This is a genomic window from Curtobacterium sp. MR_MD2014 (assembly GCF_000772085.1).
In the GTDB taxonomy this organism is placed as follows: domain Bacteria; phylum Actinomycetota; class Actinomycetes; order Actinomycetales; family Microbacteriaceae; genus Curtobacterium.
In genome coordinates this window covers 1,243,510-1,263,899 of record NZ_CP009755.1, presented here as the reverse complement: position 1 = coordinate 1,263,899, position 20,390 = coordinate 1,243,510, and the positions used below count along the sequence as shown (strand labels likewise).

The 20,390-nt window shown below is 69.0% G+C and carries 20 protein-coding genes; 11 read left to right on the top strand and 9 right to left on the bottom strand.

Annotated elements, in window-relative coordinates; all coding sequences use genetic code 11:
- Positions 1 to 16: 16 nt before the first annotated feature.
- Together NI26_RS05845 and NI26_RS05840 are read right to left on the bottom strand one after the other, a co-directional pair.
- The gene (locus NI26_RS05845) at positions 17 to 1,303 is read right to left on the bottom strand and encodes a hypothetical protein (RefSeq protein WP_066653539.1); all 1,287 of its coding nucleotides are present in this window, start codon (positions 1,301 to 1,303) and stop codon (positions 17 to 19) included.
- Positions 1,300 to 3,813, bottom strand: coding sequence for a GmrSD restriction endonuclease domain-containing protein (locus NI26_RS05840; protein WP_066653536.1), 2,514 nt, complete (start codon positions 3,811 to 3,813; stop codon positions 1,300 to 1,302). The genes NI26_RS05845 and NI26_RS05840 overlap by 4 nt, the downstream gene beginning before the upstream one ends.
- Positions 3,814 to 4,086: 273 nt before the next feature.
- Between NI26_RS05840 and NI26_RS05835 the strand changes: the two genes are divergently transcribed.
- Positions 4,087 to 6,189 (top strand): nuclease-related domain-containing DEAD/DEAH box helicase, encoded by a 2,103-nt coding sequence (locus NI26_RS05835; RefSeq protein ID WP_200884136.1) that lies wholly within the window; start codon positions 4,087 to 4,089, stop codon positions 6,187 to 6,189.
- A gap of 18 nt (positions 6,190 to 6,207) precedes the next feature.
- On the opposite strand, the gene NI26_RS16815 is transcribed toward NI26_RS05835, so the two are convergent.
- Positions 6,208 to 6,708, bottom strand: coding sequence for a hypothetical protein (locus tag NI26_RS16815; RefSeq protein WP_158407741.1), 501 nt, complete (start codon positions 6,706 to 6,708; stop codon positions 6,208 to 6,210).
- Between the two features lie 105 nt (positions 6,709 to 6,813).
- Here NI26_RS16815 and NI26_RS05830 point away from each other — a divergent pair, with 105 nt between their 5' ends.
- The 3 genes from NI26_RS05830 to NI26_RS05820 all read left to right on the top strand — a co-directional run bounded on the left by NI26_RS05830 (position 6,814) and on the right by NI26_RS05820 (position 10,857).
- Positions 6,814 to 8,943, top strand: coding sequence for a DEAD/DEAH box helicase (locus NI26_RS05830; protein WP_158407740.1), 2,130 nt, complete (start codon positions 6,814 to 6,816; stop codon positions 8,941 to 8,943).
- A 91-nt stretch (positions 8,944 to 9,034) separates the two neighbouring features.
- Positions 9,035 to 10,243 (top strand): hypothetical protein, encoded by a 1,209-nt coding sequence (locus NI26_RS05825; protein ID WP_066653528.1) that lies wholly within the window; start codon positions 9,035 to 9,037, stop codon positions 10,241 to 10,243.
- A complete protein-coding gene (locus tag NI26_RS05820) occupies positions 10,240 to 10,857 on the top strand; it encodes a GIY-YIG nuclease family protein (RefSeq protein WP_066653526.1) in 618 nt (205 codons plus the stop codon). The genes NI26_RS05825 and NI26_RS05820 overlap by 4 nt, the downstream gene beginning before the upstream one ends.
- Positions 10,858 to 10,937: 80 nt before the next feature.
- On the opposite strand, the gene NI26_RS05815 is transcribed toward NI26_RS05820, so the two are convergent.
- The 5 genes from NI26_RS05815 to NI26_RS05795 form a co-directional block, all read right to left on the bottom strand.
- Positions 10,938 to 11,465, bottom strand: coding sequence for a DUF6998 domain-containing protein (locus tag NI26_RS05815; RefSeq protein WP_144411271.1), 528 nt, complete (start codon positions 11,463 to 11,465; stop codon positions 10,938 to 10,940).
- A 78-nt stretch (positions 11,466 to 11,543) separates the two neighbouring features.
- The gene (locus tag NI26_RS05810) at positions 11,544 to 12,053 is read right to left on the bottom strand and encodes a hypothetical protein (RefSeq protein WP_144411270.1); all 510 of its coding nucleotides are present in this window, start codon (positions 12,051 to 12,053) and stop codon (positions 11,544 to 11,546) included.
- Positions 12,054 to 12,109: 56 nt separating this feature from the next.
- Positions 12,110 to 12,853 (bottom strand): hypothetical protein, encoded by a 744-nt coding sequence (locus tag NI26_RS05805; RefSeq protein WP_144411269.1) that lies wholly within the window; start codon positions 12,851 to 12,853, stop codon positions 12,110 to 12,112.
- A 26-nt stretch (positions 12,854 to 12,879) separates the two neighbouring features.
- Positions 12,880 to 13,371, bottom strand: coding sequence for a hypothetical protein (locus NI26_RS05800; protein ID WP_066653513.1), 492 nt, complete (start codon positions 13,369 to 13,371; stop codon positions 12,880 to 12,882).
- 133 nt (positions 13,372 to 13,504) lie between these two features.
- The gene (locus NI26_RS05795) at positions 13,505 to 14,482 is read right to left on the bottom strand and encodes an AraC family transcriptional regulator (protein WP_066653511.1); all 978 of its coding nucleotides are present in this window, start codon (positions 14,480 to 14,482) and stop codon (positions 13,505 to 13,507) included.
- Between the two features lie 122 nt (positions 14,483 to 14,604).
- Here NI26_RS05795 and NI26_RS05790 point away from each other — a divergent pair, with 122 nt between their 5' ends.
- The 4 genes from NI26_RS05790 to NI26_RS05775 all read left to right on the top strand — a co-directional run bounded on the left by NI26_RS05790 (position 14,605) and on the right by NI26_RS05775 (position 18,038).
- Positions 14,605 to 15,378: an SDR family NAD(P)-dependent oxidoreductase gene (locus tag NI26_RS05790; RefSeq protein WP_066653508.1), complete on the top strand. Its 774-nt coding sequence runs from the start codon at positions 14,605 to 14,607 to the stop codon at positions 15,376 to 15,378.
- Between the two features lie 130 nt (positions 15,379 to 15,508).
- Positions 15,509 to 15,787, top strand: a complete 279-nt coding sequence (locus tag NI26_RS05785; RefSeq protein ID WP_066653505.1) for a hypothetical protein — start codon at positions 15,509 to 15,511, stop codon at positions 15,785 to 15,787.
- A gap of 95 nt (positions 15,788 to 15,882) precedes the next feature.
- A complete protein-coding gene (locus NI26_RS05780) occupies positions 15,883 to 17,529 on the top strand; it encodes an alpha/beta hydrolase (RefSeq protein ID WP_066653502.1) in 1,647 nt (548 codons plus the stop codon).
- Positions 17,530 to 17,651: 122 nt separating this feature from the next.
- On the top strand, positions 17,652 to 18,038 hold the full coding sequence (locus tag NI26_RS05775; protein WP_144411268.1) for a hypothetical protein: 387 nt from the start codon (positions 17,652 to 17,654) through the stop codon (positions 18,036 to 18,038).
- A 40-nt stretch (positions 18,039 to 18,078) separates the two neighbouring features.
- On the opposite strand, the gene NI26_RS05770 is transcribed toward NI26_RS05775, so the two are convergent.
- Positions 18,079 to 18,294 (bottom strand): DUF1653 domain-containing protein, encoded by a 216-nt coding sequence (locus tag NI26_RS05770; protein ID WP_235426534.1) that lies wholly within the window; start codon positions 18,292 to 18,294, stop codon positions 18,079 to 18,081.
- 220 nt (positions 18,295 to 18,514) lie between these two features.
- Here NI26_RS05770 and NI26_RS05765 point away from each other — a divergent pair, with 220 nt between their 5' ends.
- The 3 genes from NI26_RS05765 to vsr all read left to right on the top strand — a co-directional run bounded on the left by NI26_RS05765 (position 18,515) and on the right by vsr (position 20,383).
- Positions 18,515 to 19,267 carry a hypothetical protein gene (locus tag NI26_RS05765; protein ID WP_066653497.1) on the top strand — a complete coding sequence of 251 codons (753 nt, stop codon included), beginning with the start codon at positions 18,515 to 18,517 and terminating at the stop codon, positions 19,265 to 19,267.
- Positions 19,268 to 19,317: 50 nt separating this feature from the next.
- A complete protein-coding gene (locus NI26_RS05760) occupies positions 19,318 to 19,839 on the top strand; it encodes a hypothetical protein (RefSeq protein WP_066653495.1) in 522 nt (173 codons plus the stop codon).
- A 103-nt stretch (positions 19,840 to 19,942) separates the two neighbouring features.
- On the top strand, positions 19,943 to 20,383 hold the full coding sequence (vsr, locus tag NI26_RS05755; RefSeq protein ID WP_235426531.1) for a DNA mismatch endonuclease Vsr: 441 nt from the start codon (positions 19,943 to 19,945) through the stop codon (positions 20,381 to 20,383).
- The last annotated feature ends 7 nt before the right edge of the window (positions 20,384 to 20,390 follow it).

Below are 20,390 nucleotides of genomic sequence, written 5' to 3'. Positions count from 1 at the left end.
GCCGACGCCGAGAACGCTACTCCCCGTCTTCGCCCTTCTCGGTCAACGCTCGCTCTCTCCCGTCCCGCTCCCTGAGCGCCCGCTCCGCGATGTCCGCCGCGATCTTCCCCGTCGCAAAACGAGCGCGATCGATCGCTGACGCCCCGAAGGCCTTCGCGGCGTCCAGCCCTTCGGAGCTCTCCTCAACGGCACGGTCACGGAACTCCCCGACCGCCTGCAGCCAGCGCTTCGCATCAGCACCCTCGTGTCCCCGGCCGGCCCCGATCCGCTCGTGGAACGTGCCGACCGCAATTCCGACCTCGTTGCTCGCGCGCACCACGGCTCGAGCCGGGATCGGCTGCAGGAGCACCTTCGAGTTGGCGCGCGTCACCGCGGTGTCCATCCGCTCGATCAGCTGGCCGGTGCTTCCAGTGATCCGTTCGACGCGGTTCTCTCGAATTGCCTTGAGTGCCAGACGCTTCTGCGTCGCGTCCTCGGGTGCTGCGTCGAGCACGCGGTCGAGCTCAAGTACGTCGAGAGCGTCTTGCAGCTGCAGGCAGTGTGCGATGACTGCGAGCCATTCCCGAACCTTCGGCTCGACGGACTCCGTCGCATCGGCCAGATCGCCCAGCTTCATCTTCTTGTCGAGCTTCTGCGCCAAACCGTCGAGCTGCCGGAGGGCATAAGCCTGCGTCCGAGCCAGCGTCGCGGAGGTCCCCTGCACCTTCGACCAAGTGACCTCGTCCACGCGGCCGGCGGAGGTTCGGCCGGTGATGGCGTCCTCAATGACGAAGTCGACGCCGATCATGTCGGCGAGGACTGCGTCCTGCTGATTGCGCAGGACGTCCTCGACTTTTTCGTCGATCACCTCTAGGTACTCGCCGAGCCGGTCAATCGACTTCTGGAGTGCCATCTGATTCATCATCGTGCCGATGCTGGCGATGGTCGTGGGGTTGAGCAGCGACCCGACCGAGGCGAACTGCAGATTTGCGACGAATTTGCCGTCGGCCGCCTTCGCAATGCCCGTGCTCAGGCCCGTCTGGCTGTTCTTCACCAGAGCGAACTTGCGGGCGATGGCAGCGGACTCGTCTGCGAGTTGCACCCACTTCCCGGAGCTGGCCATCCCGGCAGCGGTGATCTGCCCGAGGCTTCCGAGTGTGGTGAGCGGCAGCTCCGACACCGCTGGCGAGCCAGTGTCGCCGAGTCCTTCGGTGCGCAGGAACTGTTCGACGGCGGAGGGTGCACCGATCACAGCGATGCCGTCGCCGTCGCTGACGAGCTCGATCTGGTCGGACATCGTGAGCTCCTCGTTGTTCTCGGTCACGCTGCGTGCTCCTCGTCGGTCGAGCGGTCGAGCACCTGAGCGAACCAGCGCAGCGCTTCGACGACTCCGTCCCTCGCCGCTTCGTCGGTCAGCACCTCGAGCGGGAAGGATGGCCGCTTGTCGATCCTGTTGTCCGGCAGATCGATCCCGGGAACGGCGTTCAAGCGGTTCCGGAACTCGTGACGGAGCGCGACGTCGTCGAACGGCGGGCGCACCCGGAGATGCTGGAAGACGACCTCGACGCTGCCCGCAATCGGGTAGATCGCGAGGGGCCAGTGCGACGGTCCGGTGACGGTTCGTCGGGGAGCGACCACGAAGGCGCTGCTCTCTCGACCCCCGCCGAAGTCGATCGTGCCGCCGAGCTCGCGCCACGCGGCGAAGAGCGCGCCGACAGCGCTCACGACGGCGGGCGGGTTCGCGCTCGCGAGTTGACCGTGGAACGTCCCGTCAGCGACCGGGTCGGTCGTTGCCTCGTCCACGACAAGGCCGATGCGTTCGGCGAGCTCGGCGGTCGAGAGCCGAGCAGATTCGTCAGCGGCGCCGTTCGCCCCGAAATGAACTCCCTCTTCTTCCAGCACTACACGTGGGTCGCGCTCGTCGTCCGGATCAAACCAGCGGAAGCCCGACGAGATCGTGCCGCCGCCCTGCAGGACACGGTGCGCTCCCGGGATCGGCGTGCTGGCGAGGTGGACACCGAGTGGGACCGGGTGTGTGCCGACCAGCGACGCAACGTCGCCGTAGGAGGACCACCGTCCGGCGGGGATGGCCATGATCGCCTGGTGCACGAGGGACCAGTCGCGTCCGGTGGCGACCGGCTGTGCGTGCTCGTTCGGACCAACCCACTGTTCGATGATGCGGTCTGCGAACCACTCACCGCGGCCAGTGATCTCCGGTCGTCCCCATCGCCCGGCCTCGAGGACCAGCTCGTTGAGGGCGGTGAAGCTGCTTCGTCGGTAGTCGGTCTGCTTCGCGGGGAACGGTCGGTTGCTCAGCTGCGAGTTGTACCCGGTGAGCGTGAGGTTGCCCAGGGAGTGCACGAGCTGTTCGTGGAGCGCCTCGACCGTCTCGCCGTCCTCGAGGTCTGCCTCGAGTTCGGAGCGCCACTCGGGCGTGATCGTCTGCGGGAGGATGTGCTCGATCGTCGACTGTTCGACGTCGACCTCTTCGCGCGGGTTGATGGACTGGCTGATCCACTTGAGGATGAGCTTCTGCTGCGTGCGGAGCCCGCGGAGGTAGAACGGCTGGGAGCGGACGGCATCGCGGACCTGCTCGTCGGTCGCGAAGTACTTCCGCCCCGTCGAGAAGTAGTCGAGCAGCACGCGGTCGACCGGACGGTCGTCCAGCTCGCCGCACGCCTGCAGGATCGTCCGGTTCAGACCCTGTCCCGGACGCCCGCCGATGGTCCGACGCACGATGTAGGACTCGATGGCGTCGAGCGCGCCGGCCACCTCCTCCGAGGAGCTGGTGCCGGCCGCACGGCGCGCGAGGAGACGCAACGTCAGGGGAACGGTGGTGGCGGAGCCCCACTCGGCGAGGTGCTGCAGGTGGCGACGGACGGCCGGGTCCGGCTCGCGAGACGGATCGCGAACGAGGTCGAGGTACTCGGACAGTCGACTGAACCGCTCGATCTCACGCAGGACGGACTCGTCATCCATCTTGGCGAGGCGCGCCTGCTGGTAGCTGTAGATGTCCCCCTGCTTGAGCAGCGGCTCGTCGGCGACGGCATCGAGCCAGAAGATCAGCTCCAGGTCGTTGACGCTCAGGCGTTCCTGCATCGGCAGCCACCACGACGAGTACACCGACTCGCCCCGAGACCCGAGCCGCATGAACAGGTAGTTCCGGACGAGGTCGCCCTGGGTGAGACGGAGCCCGGTGTTGTTCAGCGACTCGAAGATCCGGTAGACGTTGTCCTCGTCTCGAGCCGTGATCGAGACGAAGGACAGTCCACCGAGAACAGCTTCACGGATGCGCTCGATGTCATGCGCGTCGTCCGGGTCGTCGGCGAGCTCGAGCTCGCGTCGGAAGAACGAGTACGCCTGTCCGACCCCGGAAGCGGAGTCCGCTCCGACCGCACCGTCGACGATCGCGCGGAATGCGTTCCGATCCGCCTGCGTCGGCAGGAGTTTGAGGCGCGCATCGCCCGGCTTGAATCGGTCCGCGATGTACTGCTCGTGGAGGCTCTCGGCCAGCATCGGCTGATCGGGCTGGTGGGCCCGCAGGTAGTCGCGGAGCGCACACAGCAGGATCGTCAGCGTCGTCAGGCGTTGCTGGCCGTCCACGACGAGGAACTCCATGCCAGTCGGAACGATCGCTCCGGTCGAGAGTACGAGCGATCCCATGAAGTGGGTGGCGCTCGGGTTGGTGCGACGTGTCTCCGCCAGCTCGACGATGTCGTTCCAGAGCCGCTTCCGCTGGCGGACCTCCCACGCGTAGGGCCGCTGGTACAGCGGCACCAGGTACTGCTTCGGACCGCCGAGCAGTTCCTGCAGCGTCATCTCACGCACGTCCATGTGTGTCCCCTCAGTCAGGGCGATCCTAGGGGCGAGGTCGCGGCTGCTCCATCACGCCCTGGCGAAACCCGACGAAACCGCAGACCTCATGCGGAACACCGCTGACCACACGCCGCGCTAGGGGCAGCACCGGTTTGAGAACGGCCCGACCGTGCTCGGTACTCACGGCATCTGCGCCCCGAACGGGTACTGCCGCTCCTGCTCACAGCCCACGAGGATGATTCAGCACCGCGCGCCCAGGGGAAGACGCCCGGTGCCACGAGCAAGATCCCCGTGGGAACCACCATGACCCTCGCCGGAGAATCGGCAGGCACCGAAGCCCGCCGCCAACGAGGCCTCGCAGCCGAACACCGCCGCCGCGCCGACGACGCCGAGCAGACCGCCGCCCGTTTCGAGATCGCCGAACGCACCGAGAGCGAGACCGCCCGCGTCCTCGCCCCACTCGCCGGCATCGGCTACCACCTCCTCGCCGACCGCCGCTGGCCCGGCAGCCGCACCGCCCAGGTCGACATGGTCGTCGTCGGCCGCTCCGGCGTCTTCATCGTCGACACCAAGGCATGGCGCGACGTCGCCGTCCACAACGACCGCATCACCCGCGGCCAGGAGGACGTCACCGACGACATCGCCCGCCTCGCCGACCTCGCGTACAGCACCGAGGCCGCCCTCGTGGACATCGGTCTCGCGCCTGGCGAGGTCCACCCGGTCGCCGCCCTCGCTGGCCAGAAGAAGTCGCACGCCAGGGTCGCCTCCGTCGACATCGTCGGCGTACACGACCTGATCGGACACATCACGAAGCGCGGCGCACGGCTCTCCGCGAAGCGCGTCGACGAGGTCCTCGCCGCGCTCCTCGAGCACTTCCCCGTCATCGGCGAGGCACCGGCGGCGCCGCAGCAACTCGTCGTCCCCGCCCCGGTCCTCCCCCGTGAGCCGGCACCGACGCTCGACGACGAGACGGTCGACCACCTCCTCGACGGCGTCCTCGAAGCACCGATCGAGGACTGGATGGCCTTCCTCGACCCCGCTCAGGCCAAACTCGTTCGTCGCAACTTCAACGGCCCCGCTCGCATCCGCGGTGCCGCAGGCACCGGCAAAACCGTGGTCGGCCTGCACCGCGCCGCCTACCTCGCGCGCGCCACCGGTGGTCGCGTCCTCTTCACCACGTACATCCGCACCCTCCCCGCGGTCCTCGAGTCGCTGCTCGAACGGCTCGCACCCGACATGGTCGGCCGCGTCGACTTCGTCAACGTCCACGCCTTCGCCAACCGTCTCCTGAAGGAGCGCGGGGTCACCTTCGCGATCGACACCCTGGAGGCACAGCGCGCGTTCTCCGATGCGTGGAACGTGATCAGCGCGTCCAGTCCGCTGAAGGCGGCGCGCTTCACGCGCCGCTACTGGGAGGACGAGGTCGCCTACGTCATCAAGGGTCGCGGTCTGACGCGCTTCGACGAGTACGCCGACCTCGCCCGCGTGGGCCGGAAGCACGCGCTGCCCGTCGAGGTCCGCCAGGCGGTCTGGGACCTGTACGAGGCGTACTCGTCGAACCTCCGCCGTCGGGGCGTCTGCGACTTCGAGGACACCGTGCTCCTCGCGCGCGATGCGCTCCGTGAACTGCCCCTCGACCGCTACGACGCGGTCATCGTCGACGAGGCCCAGGACCTGTCGTGCGCGATGGTCTCGCTCCTGCACGCCCTCGTCGGCGACCGCCCCGACGGCCTGACCCTGATCGGTGACGGCCAGCAGACGATCTACCCCGGCGGCTACACCCTCGGCGAGGTCGGCATCAGCCTCACGGGCCGCGGGGTCGTGCTCGACGTCAACCACCGCAACACCGCCGAGATCCTCGACTTCGCGAAGCAGATGGTGACGGACGACCAGTTCATGGACATCGAGGGCATCGACGGGACCGGTGACGCGGTGTCTGCGGTGTCGCGCTCCGGCGAGCAGCCCGGAGTCCACCACTTCGTCGATCGTGACGCGCACGACGCAGCGTTGCTCGCGCGGGTCGAGCAGGTCCTCCGGCTCGTCGGGACGGGCCACGGCGACGTCGGGATCCTGACGGCGACGAACCCGCAGGCCGACAAGGTCCGGGCGGTGCTCGACGCGGCTGGTGTGCCTTCGGTTTCGCTCAAGTACTACGCCGGCAAGAGCTCGAAGCAGATCCGGGTCGGCACGATCAAGCGCGCGAAGGGCCTCGAGTTCAAGCAGGTGCTCCTGCCCCACGTCCCGGCGAAGCTCCTCGCGGATGCGCCGGAAACCGAGTCGGTCGCAGATCGCGAACGGCGCGAGCTCGATCGGCGGGAGCTGTACGTGGGGATGACCCGGGCCCGTGACGGGCTGTGGGTCGGATCGCTCGGGAAGACCCGCGCGAGCCGCTGACCGACGGCCGGGCTCCCGCTACCGTCGGAGCACGCCGCATCCCCTCGTTCCACCAACGACACCTCGGAGCACGCCATGGCCGACAAGGCAGCACGCAACCGCATCGACGCCCTGAGCCAGGCAGCCATCGGCGTCACGGAACACCGGACCGCCGTGCAGGCAACCGCCGATGCTGCCGTCGTCGCGCTCCGCCAACGGCGAGCGTCCGTCCACGTCGACGACGTTCGAGCCGATCTCGTCCCGCTCGTTCCGTCGGATGCCGACCTCGCAGCTGACCTGGTTCGCCGGCAGATGTTGCCGCGGGTCGACGACGCGGCGAGCTCGGTCGTGCGTGTGCTGTCTGATGACGTCCCGCAGGCTCTCGAAGACGCGCGCCGCGGAAGCGGCTTCACCGCCCTGTTCTCGGGCCGTGAGCGCCGCGAAGCGGCCGCTCGGGGCGATGCGTTCCTCGACCAGACGCTCGAGTGGTTGGACCGTACCGAAGCCGTACAGCGCCTCCAGTCCGTCGACGACCGGCACGTCCCCAAGCCGGCCGTCCCACTGGAGGCGCTGACCGACCCACGCGGTCCGCTGGCGACGGTCGCACCCGACCTGAGCGGTGGCGCCCCACTCGCACTCGACGGCATGAGAGACCTTCCCGCGATCGTGACGCGACTCGCTGACGCGATCACGCGCGAACGCATCACCCACGCCGACGTCGTCGAAGCGGGCCGAGCGGACCGCGAAGCGGCAGCACGGTACGAGCTCGACCGCATGGACATCGATCGGCTCCGCGATGCGACCGGCGACCGCCTGCGTCTCGGAGCACTGCGCGACGCCGGGGTGAGCACCGTCGGTGCTGTGCTGCGGAACCCGGTGTTCCCCGGACAGTTCGCCGGGGTCGGCGAGGCGACGGCATCGCGAATCAACGGTGCCGCCCGCGCGCTGGAAGCGGCAGCGAGAGAGGACGCGGTCGTCCGCATCGACCCCGCACGGCATGACGACCAGTCGCTCGCGCTCGTCCGTGCCCTGCTCGAGTGGGAGGTCGCGAAGGCCGTCGTCGGCCCGCGCGAACAGAACCTCGTCGACGGACTGCGACCTCTGGCCACGATGATCGAGCGCGGCGCATCGATCGCTCTCGTCATCCCGGACCAGCGCGCGGCGGACCCGACCGCAGTCCGTCAGACGATCCTCGCGGCGGCCGAGGATGCCTGGCACCGTACGCAGCAGGTGGATGAGCGTGCTCGGGCGACACCGGGCGACCCGTGGCAGGACTTCCTGCAGCGGCCCGCCGCGTTCTTCGCCCTGCTCGACGAAGCCGGACTGACGAAGCCAGCGGGCGCTGCTGCCCGCGGCGACCTGGGCGACGAGTTGATCGCGCAGGTGGAGGGCTTCTCGCTCGACACCTCGCGGCTGTCCGCGTCACTCCGCGGGTACCAGCGATTCGCTGCGGCCTTCGCGCTCGTGCAGCAGCGTGTCGTCATCGGCGACGAGATGGGCCTCGGCAAGACCGTCGAGGCACTTGCGACGATCGCACACGTCGCCGGCACGGCCCCCGGTCGGACTCCGCACTTCCTCGTGGTCTGCCCGGCGGCCGTCGTCGCGAACTGGGTCCGTGAGGCCGAGCGGCACACTGACGTCCGCGCCTTCCGGCTGCACGGTCCGGCTCGTCTGCTCGGTCTGCGGCTCTGGACCGACGAGGGCGGCATCGGCGTCACGACGTACGAGACGCTCGAGTGGCTCCGCACCCGTTTGCCCGAGGAGCTGCGGTTCGCCTCCGTGATCGTCGACGAGGCGCACTACGTCAAGAACCCCGAGGCGAAGCGCACGATGAACACGCGCGCGCTGCTCCGGCGAGCGGATCGAGCAATCCTGATGTCGGGCACGCCGCTCGAGAACCGCGTCGACGAGTTCCGGGTGTTGATCGACCACATCCGCCCGGACCTCGTGGTCGACCAGTCCGACGACAGCCCGATGCTGTTCCGGAAGCAGATCGCGCCGGTGTACCTGCGCCGTCGTCAGGAGGACGTGCTCACCGAGCTCCCTGAGCTGGTCGAGGTCGAAGAGTGGACCGACCTGACGGACACCGAGGCAGCGCAGTACGCCGACGCAGTTGCCGCAGACGACTTCCACGCGATGCGTCAGATCGCGATGCTCGGCGGCACACAGTCGAGCAAGGTCGAGTCGCTCGTGGAGATCGTCGACGAGGCGCGGGCCAACGGCCGGAAGGTGCTCGTCTTCTCGTACTACCGCTCCGTCCTCGCCGCGGCTGTCCAGGCCGTTGCTGACGGCGGCGCGGTGTTCGGTCCCCTCACCGGGAGCACGCCCGCCGCGGCACGCCAGGACCTCGTCGACGAGTTCGCCGCCGCCGAACCAGGAGCGGTGCTCGTCGCGCAGATCGAGGCTGGCGGCGTCGGTCTCAACATCCAGGCCGCATCGGTCGTCGTGATCTGCGAGCCCCAGCTCAAGCCGACCACTGAATGGCAGGCAATCGCCCGGTCGCGGCGGATGGGGCAGCTGCAGTCGGTGCAGGTCCATCGGTTGCTGTCCGAGGACGGCGTCGACGCAGCGCTCGTCCGGATGCTGGCTCGCAAGGCGCAGACCTTCGAGGACTTCGCGGCGGTCAGCGAAACGGCCTCGGCGTCGGCGCAGGCGGTGGACGTGTCGGACTCGAAGCTGATCGCGCAGGTGTTGCGAGAGGAGCGGGAGCGACTCAACGTCTCGGAGCCGGTTCCCGAGCGAGCAGACGAGGGCGCCGGCGCCGGCGCCGTATGACTCAAGGCTGGCTCCGTGACGTCTCTCGTTCGTGCAACCATGTGCTTCATCACCGCGTACCCGAGCGCGGCTCAAGACGAAGGACCCCGCGATGACCGACATCGACGCCCCTGACGAGACCCTCGAAGCAGAGGTCCCAGCCGAGGAGGCGACCCGGGAGATCGCCAAGGCCGTCACCGGCCGACGCGCGCTCGCCCGTCAGTACGTGAAGTGGCTCCGGCGACGGAACCCGTCGGCGACGCCGACTGAGATCGTGCAGATGCTCGAGCGTCACTACGTCACCTCGATCACCACCGCTGGTGCGGCGATCACGGTCGGCTCGATCGCCGCTGACATCGCGATCGCGTCGATCCCGATCGCCGGCCCTGCGGTCGCTGGAGCGAAAAGCGCCGGCGCACAGGCGGCGAAGTCCGGCACCAAGGTCGCGATGAAGGCCGCGGCGAAGAACATGGCGAAGAACGCTGCCCGCGCGGGTGCCAAGGGTGCCGCGGCGCGTCTGTTGCCCGCCGGCGACCAGCAGCTGCAGTTCGAGATCACCGCCGTCTTCGGACTCGCTGTCGCTGACCTGCACGGCATGGACCTCGACAAGGACCAGGCTCAGGCGCTCGTCCTCGGCCTGACCAACGAGCGGGTCAGCCAGCAGCAGATCGCAGCCATGGCGACCGATGTCGCCGAGGTGACATCCGAAGGCACCGTCTCGACCGGCCAGAAGATCGCCGCTGGTCGCGACGACTGGTCGCACTGGGCGACCACGTTGTCGGATGCGCTCCCGGGCGGCGCCGCGCAGAGCCTGATGCGCACGATCCAGACCGGTGAACTCGATCCGGTCCGAGAGGGGCTCACGGGCAAGCAGCGTGCCTCGATCGAGTACGGCGTCGGCGCAGTCACTGGTGGGGTCGCGCGCTTCGTCTTCGGACGCGACGTGGTCAAGTCTGCGAAGACTGCGTTCCCCGAGCCGCCGGCGGAGTTCCCGGATCACCTCGCCCTGACCGTGAAGACCGACGGTGACGACGAAGAGTCCGACAACCGCGCCCTCGCCGCTCTCGAGGACGCCGCTCGATCGACCGGCACGTGGGTCAGCGGGGCTGCGGGCGCCGTCGGCTCCGGCGTGTCGAGCGCGGCGAGTGGTGCGACGCGGGTGTTCCGCCGAGTGGACCTGGACGGCGACGGCGAGCCGGATGAAGCGCAGGCGCTCACTGCGGTGAAGAACGTCGGCGGCAAGGTCGCGGGGGCCGCGGACGCCGTCGGAGGCCGAGTCGCGGGGCTGTTCAAGTCCAAGAAGAAGAGCGACGGAGAATGAGCGCGCTCCCCTCGGCCGCTCGGCCCGAGGACGTGCTCGCTCGAGCCGTCGGGGACGCGGTCCAGGTGCTGAATGGGCAACTTCGCCGGGCAGGCGCAGCGGATGTACCGAACGCGCCGGGGCTCTACGCGATCTGGGCGGACGGGGCCGTGACCGAGCAGCTCGGCATCGGCTCGCAAGGCCGCGCAGCGCCGATCTACATCGGCAAGGCAGAACGGAGCCTGCGCGACCGTGACCTCCGCGCCCACTTCGGCGTCGACGGCGCGAAGGTGCGGTCCGGCTCGTCGACGCTCCGCCGCTCGTTGTCGGCGCTCCTCGCCGATGAACTCGAGCTGCGGCCCGTCCCGAGGGGCAAGACTGCGAGTGACGCGTCGAAGGGCTTCTCGCTGCATCCGGAGGACGAGGGACGCCTGTCCACGTGGATGCAGGACCGGCTCGAACTCGCGACCTGGGCGCTCCCTGTGGGGCTGGGCATACGCCTCGGGGACGTCGAATCGCGGGTCATCCGACACTGGGATCCTCCGCTCAACATCGTGCACGCACCGACTTCTCGGACGGCGCTGCGTGCGGCGCGGGCGGCGTTGCGCTTCAGAGCACACGACACGATCCCCTGAAGGCGGTCGGGGTGTTCGGCGCCAGTCGAGGCTGATCTCCGCGGCTGGTCGGGACCGAACGATCCGGACTATCGCCGCGTTCAACCCAATGGTCGATCGTCGGCGGGACCGTCGATGCGCTCGTAGGCGGCCGCGACCTGGGCGGTCACGTCGACCCCAGCCCCCTGCACCTGCCGTACGAGGATCGCGTACGAGTTCGTGTGCTCCACACGCCGTCCGAGTGCTTCCGTCTCCGCCCGGCCGACCTGGCGTGCCCACGCGAGGTCGTAGGTCGACGCGTCGAACACCAGGAACAGCGCCGCGTCGAAGTCCCACGACCGGAACGCGGAGAACGTCTGCGACCGCTTGTCGTCCGGCCGCACAAGTCGTGCCTTCACCTGTAGCCGCAACCCGTCGGCGGTCTTGAGGTCGAAGCTCTTCTCCGAGTTCGGAGCGAGCTCGCCGCCGTAGGCGCGAAGAGCCAGACTCTCCGCGAGGTCACCGAGCGGTGAGTTCCGTGTCCGGATCAACCCGCGCCGCAACAGTTCGTCGATGACCGCCACCGAGGAGGCGAGGAGCTGCCGCACCGTCAGTGCGGCCGGGTCGAATGGTGGTCGGTGCGCAGACATGCTGCGAGCCTACGAACTGACCAGGCTCGGACGGGAGGCACGCTGCGCCCTGGTACCGCGCCTCCCGTCCGTCGCTGATCACCGCACCGCGGCCGTAGCCCACAGATGCCGCGCTCTTCCCGCAACCCGGGCTCCGACCGGCCGGCACAGCACGACGGCGATCAGAGCGATGCAGACGAACTCGATGACGACGTGCAGCAGGAGCGGGATGGGGTACCAGTTCCCCGTGAGCCAGAGCACGCCGCCGACGACGAGCCCGATGCCGAGCACTCGCCACGATGCACGTCTGATCGTTCGCGCTGCGATGACACCGACCACGATCACCAGGAGCGGTACGGCAAGCGCCAGCGCCGTGACCGCCCAGGCGACGATTCCCTCGGAGGCGCCCACGAGGCCCCGGCCGGCCACACGGACGACGAGGTGCAGGAGCAGCACAACCGTGCTCAGTTGCACCTCACGACTGCCGCGACGCAGCGTGAGCAGGCCGATGCTCAACAGCACGGCACTCACGAGTGCGACGACGAGTGGGACCGATCCGACGAAGAGGCCACCGACCGTCAGCCTGCACAGGTCCTCGGCGGCGAGCACCGCGACCCCGATGCTGCCCGCGGCAAGCGCGAGCCGTGACCCGGTTTCCCTGGTCATCAGCGCTCCTCAACACTCGTCGGGGAGTGCGAGAGCCTCCGAGCCGCGTCGGCGCAGAGGTGTTTCACCTGCGGTCCGAACCGGGAGAGCATCGAGGGCCATCGGTCCTCGTCGCGCTCTGCTCGTACCTTGGCGATCTCGTCCTCGGGAACGACCGACCGGATCTCGCCAGCAACCGAGGGAAACAGCTGCTCGTAGTACTGCGCATCAGCCTTTTCGGTCTTCTCGCGTCGGATCCGCCGCGACATCTCGTCGACGGCGAAGCGCGCGCAGGTGGTGAGGTACTCCTCACGCTGCGTGGGTTCAGCGCCGTGACGATCAAGGAATGCGATCTCGGGGTCGTCCGCAGGGGCCGAGATCTTGGAGACCACTTCCTCGGGCCCGACGATGATCCAGTGATCTCCTCGTCTGCCGGCCCGCCCGGAGCCGAGAGTGTCGGACCACTCGTCGACCAGTTGGTCAACGGCCTCGCTGTGCGAGTAGACGCGGATCGAGGTCGTCGATGTGCCTGCGACGCAGTCGTAGCCACGCATCGTGTCCCAGGAGACCAGGTCGTCCCGGTACACGTCCCGGTCGTTGCACGGCACCTGGTCGACCAGGGCCCGAACAACGTCGTCGAGCCATGAGACCGGTTCGACTCTCCCCACCGGCGTCGCACTCGCAGTGGGAGTCGGCGATCCCGTCGCTGGCGACGCACAGGCCGCTGTGGACAGGACCGCGAGCGCGGGAAGGATCAGAACCACGCTGATCCGACCGGTTCCACTCCTCCTCATCCCCACTGCACACCGGCGACACCCGACGCAGTCATCCCCTTGATCTGCTTCGTCGCGGAGACGTTGCCCCAGTGGACGCTGACGCCGCGACGGCCGGTCCCACACCCGGCTTGGGTCCAGGTGGTCTGAGCCCGCGAGTTGAAGCCCTTCGCCCACACGCACACTCCGACCTGCCCTCGGTCGCGGTACCAGCTGTAGGTCAGCGTGGTGTTCTTGCTGGCGCCGATGATGCCGCATCCCGGCACGGACAGCTGCATCGTCGGGATCGCGGCGAAGGCACGATCGTGGCACGGGTTTCCGCGGCTGATCGGGTTGCCGTCCTCGTCCACCCGCACCGCGTCAGCGGGGTTGAACGCCGGGTCGACGATCGTGCTCTGGCCGGTGGCCTCGGTCGGCGTCGCTGCCGAGGCGGGCTGCGACACCACCAGTGGTGCGGCCAGCAGGACCGGGAGGGACAGCGCGGTGACGGAGCGACGGAGGATGTGCATCGTGTTCTTTCCTTCTCTCGAGGTCAGGATGACCGGACCCGAGAAAAGTAGCAGTGGTACACAGAATGCGAACGAGTAATATACTAACTGTCTGCGATCGCAACGCAGCCCCGATCGGATCGAGTGAAAGCGGTCAGACCGCCCCCGCCACCGCCAACTGCCCCCGCACCATCACCGCATCCGCCGCCGGTGGCCTCCCGTACGCCTCCCGGTAGTCCCGCGAGAAGTGCGATGCACTCCGGAACCCCACCGCAGCCGCAGCCCGCGCCGCAGTGTCCCCGTGCACCACCATGCGCCGCCGCGCCTCCCCCAGCCGCGTCCGCTTGAGGTACTGCGCCGGCGTCATCCCCGTCGCCTCCTTGAACCGCGCGAACAACGTCGACTCGCTCACCCGCAGCTCCCGCGCGAGCCGCACCATCGACCACCTCTCGGCCATCCGGTCGCTGAGCAGCGCCGTCGCCCCGGCGACCACCGACGGCCCGGTCCCGTCGAGCGCCGCCGTGATCCGCGGTGCCTGTTCGGTCTGCAGCAACCGCAGCACGATCTCCCGAGACACGAGCGGGAACAGCACGGGGATGTCCTCCGGCTCGTCGAGCAGCCCGACCAGCCGGGCGAACGCGTCGGCGAGCGGCTCCGTCCAGCTCCCCAACCGAGGCAACGACGACACCGCACCGGACGGCGACGAACCAGGAGCAACCGCAGCAGCAGCAGCCGGCACGGACATCGAGGCGACGACCTCCCCGACCACCACCGGGTCCAGTCGCCAGACGACCGCGACGAACCCGTCCTCCCCCGCTGCGTCCACGACCCCGGCGACGACCGGCAGGTCCACCGGCGTGATGATGAGCCGCTCGCGGCCCCACACCTGGTCGTCGTCCCCCACGATCGAGCGCTTCCGCCCGCGCAGCACGACCGACAACGACGGCTCGTAGCGCCGGTCGAACAACCCGGTCGGCTCGTGCACCTTCGACACCGTCAGCCCGAGGGTCTCCGCGTGGTGCGCCGACCCGACCCGAGCAAGCGAACCCTGCCGATCCCGCCCCGGCACTGCTGCGTGCGCCGATGCCGTCGCCGCCGCACGGTCGAGGTGCTGCGCGATCCGCTCGTCCACACCGCCACGCTACCTACGCGTCGAAAACCGCGACAGCCCGCGGAGGCGCCGCTGCGGGATCCGGCAAGGTCCTCGCGGATCCGGGCAAGCCGCGGCGACCGAGCGGGCCGGACCATCGACCCATGACCACCGCACCCACCGCCCAGACCGAACCCCGCACCGCCCTCGTCACCGGCGCCTCGAGCGGCATCGGCGAGGCCATCGCCCGCGAACTCACCGCCGCCGGGCTCACCGTCGCCGTCCACGGCCGCGATGAGCAGCGCACCCGCGCCGTCGCCGAGGACATCGAGCGCCAGGGCGGTCGCGCCGTCGCCCTCACCGCCGACCTGTCGCAGAGTCCCGATGTCGTGCGCGCACTCGCCGCCGAGGCCCGGGACCAGCTCGGCGGCCACGTCGACGTCCTCGTCAACAACGCGGGCGTCTACCCCGGAGGCCCGACCGAGTCCCTCGACGACGACACCGTCGATGCCCTCCTCGCCACGAACATCCGCGCGCCCCACGTCCTCGTCGCGGCCGTCGCCCCCGGCATGGCAGAGCGCGGCAGCGGCCACATCGTCAACATCGGCTCGTGGATGGCCCGCGTCGGCGTCCTCTTCATGGCCCTCTACCCCGCCACGAAGGCCGCTGTCGAACAGCTCACCCGCGCCTGGGCCGCCGAGTACGGCCACCGCGGCATCCGGGTCGTCACCATCGCCCCGGGAGCGACGGCGACCCCGGGCAACGCCGACTCGGCCGACGTCCTCGCCGCGATGACGCAGGGCACCCCTGCAGGCGTCCCGGTGCAGCCGGTCGACATCGCCCGCGCCGTGCGCTGGGTGGTCTCAGACCAGGCCGCGTTCGTCACCGGCGGCACCATCGACGTCGACGGCGGGATCGCGTCGACGAGACTGGACTGACCGGACCGACGCACGCGGACAAGCGGAGTCTCTGACGGACAGGAGGCGCGGTGCCGGCCGACACCGCGCCTCCCGTCCGCGCAGCGCGCTGATATGCTGCCGGACGTACCACTTCGGGGGAAGGAACACCGTGACGGATGTCGTCATCGACGCGAGGGTGATCCGCGGCATCGCTGGCAGGATCGAACAGAGTCAGACGCAGCTGAGCAGCATCGCAGTCACCGTGCTCGGTAGTGCGGACTTCGGCGCAGCCGAGGTGCGCTCCGCGTTCGAGACCGCACTCCGCGTCCAGGCCGATACGATCGCCGTCCTCGAGAACAACACCTGCGCAGTCGCGAAGCAGGCGCACGGGGTCGTCTCTGCGTTCGAGGACTGGGACGCTTCCCGAGCTCGCGCGGCCGGCCGGTGATCGCAGATCCGACCGCTGGCGATCCACGGTCCATTCGTTCCGTCGCACTGCGTCTTCAACAGCGATCGTCGGGGATCCGCTCAGCCTCGAATGAGGTGCGCCAGCAGGCGGCGGTCATCACTGACGGCGAGTGGAAAGCGAAGAACAAGACGTCGTTCATCGCCGCAGCAGTCGAAGTCGGCGCCGGCGGCGAGCGCATCGCCAGCCATGTCGATCGAGCTGCCACAGTCCTGATCGCCTACGCGACGAGGATCGAGCAGATCCAGTCTGAAGCCCAATCGATCAAGGCGGCTCAGGACCGGAACCACGACGACCTGAGTGCGAATGCCCGGGCGGTCGAGAAGTTGCGGGAGTCGGACGCCGATGACGCCTCGGTCCGCATGCTCGGTCTTTCCGCGGTGGCAGCCGGACTGCAGGTGTCGAAAGTTGCGCTCGAACAGTCGTGGCAGGACCTCGTCGTTCGCCGCCGGGCGGCTGATGCGGAGGCCGCGTCGAAGCTCGGTGAGTCCGAGGTGATCGGCGCGTTCGCGACGAGTGCTGCCGCGATCACGGGGATGACCGACGAGCAGCTGCTCGCCTTTCTCAGCGGCTTGGGACCCGAGGAGATCGCCGCGTTCGCCGGCAACACTGCACTCGCTGACCGGCTTCGCAAGGTCCTCGATCCGAAGGCAGTAGCAGATTGGTGGTCCGGGCTCGGCGGCGACGACGGGAAAGGCTCGCGGGATGCGCACTCGGCCGTCCAGGAGGCGTTCATCGCGGCCTTCCCTGTTGTGGTCGGCAACCTCAACGGCGTCGCCTACTGGGCGCGTGACTCCGCGAACAGGATCACGCTGAAGTCTGCGCTCGCCGACGCGAAGCAGCGAGTGCAGGCACTGGAAGCGCAGCGCAACGGACCCGGATGGTCTCCTGCCCTGGAGGCGCAGCTGGCTGACGCCACGAAGTACCGCGACCAGTTGCAGAACTTCGACGCGGGTCGCAGGAAGCACTACGACCTCAACCGGGAGGGCGTCCGTCAGCTCACGTCCCTCACGCTGGGTCCTCCCCCACTCGGCGCGATAAGCATCGGCGATCTCGATACCGCAGCGAACGCCACGTACGTCGTGCCCGGGATGGGGACGACCCTGCAGGACTCCACGCGGCTCCTCCTCGCTGCGGCGAACCTCCGGAATGCGCAGTCCCTCTTCACGACGGACGACACCGCGGTCGTCGCATGGATCGGATACGAGACGCCCGGACCGATCGCGGGCGGCGACCCCTCGGTCCTGTACGACGGCAAGGCGCACAAGGGCGCTCCGCTGCTCAGCGCCGAACTGGAGGGCTACCGCGCCTCGGTTGGTCCGGACACGAAACTCAACGTCGTCGCGCACTCTTACGGAACGACGATGAGCAGCATAGCCGTCAGCCAATCGCCAGACCTCGGCGTGAACAGCTACGTTGCTCTCGGCTCTGCGGGCATCCCCATCGACGTCCCGAATGCTGCTTCGCTGCACGCTGACCACGTGTACGCGGGCACCGGCGACGAATGGGTCGCTCCGGGTGGGCGCATCGGAAGTGGTCGGAACGACCCTGACTCGTTCGGCTTCGGCGCCGAGCACCTCGATGTGGGTCCTGGCAGCGGGAACAAGGGCGTCAACGCTCATGATCCGCTGCGGCACGATGACGACGAGAACCGAGACAAATGGGGATACTTCGATGAAGGCACGAAGTCACTCCTGAGCACGGCGGAGGCCACAACTCGATGAACGCTCTCCAGAGACACGGAGCGACGGCACTCGTCGTCGCCGCTGCGCTTCTCACGGGCGGCTGCGCGGGCCAGCCAGGAACTCCACAGACCACACCGACAATCACTCGATCGGAATCGCGCATGACCCCGGACGAAGTTCGTAGCGAGAGCCTGACGATCGTCGAGAAGCTCCGCGCACTGGATGAAGCGGCCCTACCGGAGCTGCGGCAGCCGACCGCGACCGAGTGCGGACCACGCTCCGACGAAGGAGTGCAGTTCAGCTGGTCGGTCGAAGGCAAGTCACCCTCCGACCCGCAGGCCTACATCGACCGCGCCGAGGCCGTGCTCAAGGAGAACGGCTACTCCACGCACCGGACCACGACCTCGCTGAACGACGGCCGACCCCTGCACTACCTCGGCGCCGACGGCGACGGACGCCCGAAGATCGGGTTGGGCTCCAGCGCCCTGAACACCGTCCTCCAGCTCTCGTCGGACTGCGCCGACGGCAATGCCAGCGACTTCGGGTGAGCCCTGCACCGGCGCACTCGTCCTGACGGGCGACCCACGCTCAGCCGTGGCGGACGAACCTCGGCCCCTCGTACCCGTCCCGCGACACGTGCGCCGTGAATTCGGCAAGCGACCGCACCCAGTGCCCCTGCTCCCCGTACAGCGCCTGGTACACGACGACCGGCTCCTCGGTCTCGACGTCCCTCGCCACGAGGACCACCTCGTACTCCCCGCCCTTGAAGTGCCGGTACCGCCCAGGCATCACGTCGCTGCTCACCCGCACGATCGTAGGGCTCCTCGCGGGCGCCGCCAGCCGTCGAGGGGTGACCACCCGTCGGACGGGAGGCACACAGCAGTCCGCCACCGCGCCTCCCGTCCGCCACCCGGTCACGTCCGATCCGACAGACCAGCACCGCCGGTCCTGCTTGACTGGACACACCAGGGGGAACAACGGCGGGCGCTGCGCGCCGCAGCTCAACCGCACGAGGGGGAACGACATGACCACGCTCAGCACCCGCGAGCGAGACCGGCGCGGCGGACGCATCGTGCTCGCCGTCCTCGCGCTCATCGCCGCGGCCGTCTCGGTCTGGTTGCACTTCCACACCGGCACGATCCGGCCGTCTGCGTTCTGGGTGCCGACGCTCGTCGGGCTGGCGTACGGAAGTGTCGTGTGGCCGATCGGTCAGCGTCGCGGCTCCGGGTGGTGGCCCAACCTGGTGTGGGTCGGATTCCTCGGCGTCTTCTTCGTCCTGCTCGCGAGCAAGACGTTCTCCGCGCCGGCATGGTTCCTCGCCGTCCTCGTCGGGGCGCTGCTCATCGAGGCCGTCCACCCAGCGAAGCGTGCCGCACCGTCCGCGGTCGCGAAGCTCCCCCTCGACCAGGTCCGCCCCTGGTCCGGCTCCGGCGTCACCGCGGCGGTGACTGAGCGCCCCTTCGGGCAGCCGCACGCGAAGCCAGCCGTCCTCGTGACCACACAGGACGGCAGCACCGTCTTCCTCGTGATGGACCTCGCAGCGTTCTTCGACGGCGAGACCGGCATCGCGGAGTCCGCGAACGGGGAACAGCTGACGTTCCTCTCGCGCAAGGGTGTGGCGCCGAGGTCGTCCGTGCTCGACGATGCGACGCCGGGGCTGGCAGACGGGACGCTGTTCCTCTTCACCGGCCGACAGGACGCCCGGCCGTCCGCCGTGTTCAGCAACGAGGACGCGCTCGCCTTCGAGCAGTGGGTCCGGACTATCCCGGAGGACTGAGGGGGCGAGCGGAGGACCCGTTCGGTACGGTGGCCCTCGGAGGGGGAACGATGAGCGACAGCATCAACACGTGGGGTGGCACGGAGGCGAAGGCGGACGGCGAGCCGCTGTTCGTCGTCCAGCGGCCGAGGTTCCCCCAGCAGATCCTCATCGTGCTCGGCGGAGCCGCAGTCGTCTTCGGGCTGCTCGGAACCGTGATCGAGCAGTTGGTCGTCTCGGGCGCGGACAGCACCGCGTTCGTGCTGATCGGCCTGGTGGGCGCCTTGTTCCTCCTGATCGGTCTCGCACTGGCAGCCGGACGCGTGACCGTGTTCGACCGGCACTACCTCGAGAAGTTCGGGTTCTGGAAGGCTCGTCGTCGCGAGGTCGACGACATCCACGTGCTCCGGTACGGGACGCAGTCGGCCGGCGGTGGGCCGACCTTCGTCAGCCTGACCGCGTGGAACGACCGCAAGAAGAAGCAGTTCACGGTCTTCACGAACTTCCGCGGGTACGACGAGTTCACGGCGTGGTTGGCGGAGCGGCGGCCCGAGCAGTGGGCGGAGTGCGAGCGGCTCGGGCTACCCGAGTGAGCAGCGGCCTCGGCCGTTCCTGCACAGCCGGCAAGCGGCACACCTCCCCCACATCGTCGTCGTCCGCGACCACGATCATGCCTCGGCACGACAGGCTCGAGTGGTGGAACAGTGGGAAGCCGACGACGCACGCCGTCGCCACATGGCCCGCTTCGGCAGGCGTGACACGGCACCCGAGCTCGCACTGCGTCGGGAGCTGCACCGCCGGGGCCGTCGGTTCTTCGTCGACCGGCAGGTGAGCCGCCGGTGCCGTGTCCGCCCGGACCTCGTGTTCCCACGCGCCCGGATCGCGGTCTTCGTCGACGGCTGCTTCTGGCACCACTGCGAGGAGCACACGCACCTGCCGAAGGCGAACGCCGAGCTGTGGCGCCGGAAGCTGCTGGCGAACCGGGAGCGCGACGCCCGGAACCAGGCGATCCTGACGACCGAGGGCTGGCGGGTCCTCCGCTCGTGGGAGCACGACGATCCCGCAGCGGTCGCAGATCGCGTCGAGGACGAGCTCGACCGCTGGGCCGCCATCGTCGGCCGACCGGAAGGGCGGTGACGAGAGT